The 3,636-nt window shown below is 67.1% G+C and carries 5 protein-coding genes and 1 pseudogene; 4 read left to right on the forward strand and 2 right to left on the reverse strand.

Features of this window, described 5'->3' with window-relative positions:
* A pseudogene (locus tag VGE27_RS19445) lies at positions 1-119 on the reverse strand (inorganic pyrophosphatase); the annotation flags it as partial.
* A 155-nt stretch (positions 120-274) separates the two neighbouring features.
* Here VGE27_RS19445 and VGE27_RS00255 point away from each other — a divergent pair.
* The 3 genes from VGE27_RS00255 (at position 275) to VGE27_RS00265 (ending at position 2,158) form a co-directional block, all read left to right on the forward strand.
* Positions 275-1,060, forward strand: coding sequence for a lytic transglycosylase domain-containing protein (locus tag VGE27_RS00255; protein WP_331047621.1), 786 nt, complete (start codon positions 275-277; stop codon positions 1,058-1,060).
* 88 nt (positions 1,061-1,148) lie between these two features.
* The gene (locus VGE27_RS00260) at positions 1,149-1,652 is read left to right on the forward strand and encodes a hypothetical protein (RefSeq protein ID WP_331047622.1); all 504 of its coding nucleotides are present in this window, start codon (positions 1,149-1,151) and stop codon (positions 1,650-1,652) included.
* Positions 1,653-1,675: 23 nt separating this feature from the next.
* Positions 1,676-2,158: a DUF4920 domain-containing protein gene (locus VGE27_RS00265; RefSeq protein WP_331047623.1), complete on the forward strand. Its 483-nt coding sequence runs from the start codon at positions 1,676-1,678 to the stop codon at positions 2,156-2,158.
* A 7-nt stretch (positions 2,159-2,165) separates the two neighbouring features.
* On the opposite strand, the gene VGE27_RS00270 is transcribed toward VGE27_RS00265, so the two are convergent.
* Positions 2,166-2,801, reverse strand: coding sequence for an oxidoreductase (locus tag VGE27_RS00270; protein ID WP_331047624.1), 636 nt, complete (start codon positions 2,799-2,801; stop codon positions 2,166-2,168).
* A gap of 170 nt (positions 2,802-2,971) precedes the next feature.
* Here VGE27_RS00270 and VGE27_RS00275 point away from each other — a divergent pair, with 170 nt between their 5' ends.
* On the forward strand, positions 2,972-3,367 hold the full coding sequence (locus VGE27_RS00275) for a hypothetical protein (protein WP_331047625.1): 396 nt from the start codon (positions 2,972-2,974) through the stop codon (positions 3,365-3,367).
* Positions 3,368-3,636 lie beyond the last annotated feature (269 nt).

The following is a 3,636-nucleotide window of genomic DNA, read 5'->3' on the forward strand; positions in this document are numbered from 1 at the left end:
ATCGCGCCGCTGGCCTTGTCCACTTCGTACTTCACCGGCTCGGCGTCCTTCGGGATCTCGATGATGACGTTGATTTCGTCCGGCGGGTTCTTGCCGGCGGTGACCAGATCCAGGCCCATTGCGTACTCCGAGGGGGTGGGGTGAAAGAGGGCCCGTATTTTACGCGCTTGGCTGCTGCGGCGCAGCAGGAGTGGGCTCGAGACTGGCCGGCCGTCGGCGCCTGACACGTGATTCAGGCTGTCTTACAGCTCCAGGGCCCTAGAATCCGCCGCCCATGTACCCCCTGCGAACCGCCGCCGGCCTCTTGCTGACGGTGCTGGCCTTGGCCAGCGCCGATGCTGGCGCGCGCACGGTGTACCGCTGCGTGCAGGGCGGGACCGTCAGCTTGGCGACCGCGCCGGAGCCCGGGTCGAAGTGCACCGCCAAGGAAATCGACGACAACGCCGTCAGTACCCCCAACCTGTGGGGTTCGATGGGGGTGTTCAGCGGCACGCTGTACGAACGCGAGCAGGACGGTCAGAAGGTGTACTCCACCCGCAAGCTGCCGGGGTCCACGCCCTACCTGAAGTTCACCGTGCAGACGCCGCCTGGCGAGCCGGCGCATCCGGGCCTGGGCCGGGTCGGCAAGCCCCGGCTTGACCGCTATCCCACGGAGTTCAAGGCGGCCGCACGGCAGACCGGCGTGGACGACGCCTGGCTTCGTGCCGTGGCACACGCCGAAAGCGATTTCGACGCCAAGGCCGTATCCCCGAAAGGCGCGATGGGCGTGATGCAGCTGATGCCGGACGTGGCCAAGGAGTATGGCGTCGCCGATCCGTTCTCTTCCACCGAATCCATCAACGCGGGCGCACGCCATCTCCGTCTGCTGATGAAACGCTACAAGGGCGACCTGACCTTGGTGGCCGCGGCCTACAACGCCGGGGTCGGCACGGTGTCGCGCTACGGCGGCGTGCCGCCCTACGCGGAAACGCAGGAGTACGTCTCCAAGGTCACGGCGCTGTACGAGCTCTACCTGCGTGCGATGGGGCGCAAGCAGGCGCCGGAACGGCCCGCGCTCTAAGTCGGATCGGCGTTCTTCACCCGGCGCTCCCACGACCGGGCCTACGGTGTCGCTACGGCCGGACCCACGCGCCGGCCAGGAGACCGCCATGAAGACGCGACGCGTATTCAGCGCCCCGGATATCGACACCGCAGAAGCGGCGCTGCATGTAGCCCTGCACATGGGCATCCAGCCGGACCACGCCGCCCTCGTCGGCCGTCCGGAGATCGAGATGACCCAGATGCCCGATGCCGAGAAGGAAGGCTCGCCCACCGACTTCATGCCGGCCGCCATGCGCGGTCTGGTCGGTGGTGGCGTGGTCGGCCTGGTGATCGGCCTGCTCGCGATGGCCATTCCTGCGGTGGGCATTCCGTTGGTTGCGGTGCTGCTGTGCACCTTGGTCGGTGCACTGGTCGGCGGGTGGGCCGCGGCGCTCGCCGGCTCGTCCGTGCCCAGTGAGGTCCGCCGCGACTATCGCAACGAGATCGAGGCGGGCAAAGTGTTGGTGGTGATCGATGACGAGGATGAGCGCCTGCTGGAGCGGGCGAGCGACGCCATCACCGCTGCCGGTACCCAGCGCCTCCAATTGGTCCATCACGGCTTGTTGCACTGAATCCAGGCTTCCAGCGCACGGTTATGATGCGGACTTCCCCGGAAGGAGTGCGTCCGATGCGTCGTGTGCTGGTGATGGTGGGCCTGATGGTGTCCACGGCTGCCGTGAATGCAGCGGACGGTGCGTGGGAAAAGTTCGGTGCCGACGTGCCCGCCGGTCCGGTGGTGCCACTCGCACAGGCCTTGGCCGATCCCGCGGCACACGAGGGGCAATCGCGCGTCTTCAGCGGTCGCGTCGTCGACGTGTGCCAGAAGAAGGGCTGCTGGGTGATGCTGGAGGACGCGGGGCAGGGTGCGCGCGTACTGCTGGGCGATCACGACTTCTACGTGCCGAAGGACGTGCGAGGACCGGCGCAGGTGCATGGCGTGCTGTCGAAGGTGACGCTGTCGCCGGCGGCGCGCGAACACACCGCGAAGGAAACGTCGCCCGGGGCGGCGGTGCCCACGGTGGAGTACCGCATCGTGGCCGAGGGTGTGCAGGTGCTCGCGGACGATCCCGGCGCCTGAGCGCCGTTCAACCGAGCAGTTGTTCCGATGGCACGGCGTGTCGGCCCGGACGCGCGTCCAGGGCCGCACGCACCAGTGCCGACGCAACGCGTTCCGGCGGTACCACCCGGTAGCGTCGCGGCAGCACGGGGCCGAGCGCACCGAAGACCCGTTGCGCCCACCGTTCGCCTGCACGGTGTTGCGTGCGATTGCCGCCGAGCAGCCCGGGCCGCAGCAGGGTAAGTGACTCGAATCCGATACCTTCTAGGGCCTGCTCCAACTCGCCCTTGGTGCGCGAATAGAACACGCGTGACGCCGGGTCCGCGCCTAGGGCCGACACCAGCGCGAAGGCACGCGCACCGTGGGCATGGGCGAGCCGCGCAACGGCGAGCGGATAGTCGTGATCCACGCGGTGGAAGGCCGCTTGCGATCCGGCATCGCGGATCGTCGTGCCCAGCGCACAGGCAACGGCATCCACTTGCCACCAATCGGCGTAGCCGGGTAGCGCATCGAAGCCCACCACCGGATTCAGCAGTTTCGGGTGCGTGGGCAGTGGCCTGCGCGTGGGCGCGATCACGTGGGTGACGCGCGGTGACGCGAGCGCAAGGGCCAGAGCTGTTTGGCCGATGAGGCCGGTGGCACCTGCCAACAGAAGACGGCTCATGCGGGGATTCCACGTATCGGGAGACCGCATCATGCCAGCCGGGCGCATCCGCGACAGACGCTTCGGTTACGCTTCCCCGTCGGCCACGAACCCGGGCGCCCGGAGCGCCACCCCATGCCTGCAGCCTCCGTTATCGCTCCTGCGTTCGAATGGACCCGGGAGTGCGGTCGATGAACCTGCCGCTCCACTACGGCGTGCTGGGTGCGCTCGAGGCAGGCCTGATCGCCTTCGTCATCGGTCTGCTGTGTTTCCTGGTCTGGCACTGGCTGTGCGGTCGCCAGGGGTGGTCGATCGGCCATGCCGTGGGGTGGGCCTGCGTGTCAGCCGTGCTGATCGGTGCGGGTATCGATACGTGGAACCTGTTCTATCTGGGCATCAGCCGGCTGGAGTCGCCGTTGTATGCGCGACTCGCCTTGCAGGGCATCCACGACGCGGAGTCTCTTGGCTCGCGCGTGATTCTCGAGATCGCGGGTGCATTGAGTGGCGTCGCGCTCGGTTGGCAATGGTTCAGCAAAAAAACGCCGGAAGAAACGTCGGCGAACAGCGACGAAAAAACGGGCGCGTAACTTCAATCCTGCGCGACGTCACGCATTCCACGAAGTGCCAACCCCGCAATCACCACGCCGTAACACCGTGCTAGCCGATGCCATGACGTGCGTGGTTAAGCCTGCGTGCACGTTCATATCGGCGCGCAATTTTCGTTCAGACGCGTCGCTGCAAGGTGGGGCCGTGCGCAAATCGGACGCACTTCCTACGAAGACAGACGGAGCACTGACATGACGAAGAACACCCGCACCCCGCTGATCGCCCTGGTTGCCCTGAGCGCTGCGCTGGC

Source organism: Gemmatimonas sp., assembly GCF_036405635.1.
GTDB lineage: Bacteria > Gemmatimonadota > Gemmatimonadetes > Gemmatimonadales > Gemmatimonadaceae > Gemmatimonas.

Excerpts from the sequence above, each read along its gene's own strand:
- VGE27_RS00255 (WP_331047621.1), top strand. The coding sequence starts at position 275 with ATGTACCCCCTGCGAACCGCCGCCGGCCTCTTGCTGACGGTGCTGGCC.
- VGE27_RS00260 (WP_331047622.1), top strand. The coding sequence starts at position 1,149 with ATGAAGACGCGACGCGTATTCAGCGCCCCGGATATCGACACCGCAGAA.
- VGE27_RS00265 (WP_331047623.1), top strand. The coding sequence starts at position 1,676 with ATGATGCGGACTTCCCCGGAAGGAGTGCGTCCGATGCGTCGTGTGCTG.
- VGE27_RS00270 (WP_331047624.1), bottom strand. The coding sequence starts at position 2,801 with ATGAGCCGTCTTCTGTTGGCAGGTGCCACCGGCCTCATCGGCCAAACA.
- VGE27_RS00275 (WP_331047625.1), top strand. The coding sequence starts at position 2,972 with ATGAACCTGCCGCTCCACTACGGCGTGCTGGGTGCGCTCGAGGCAGGC.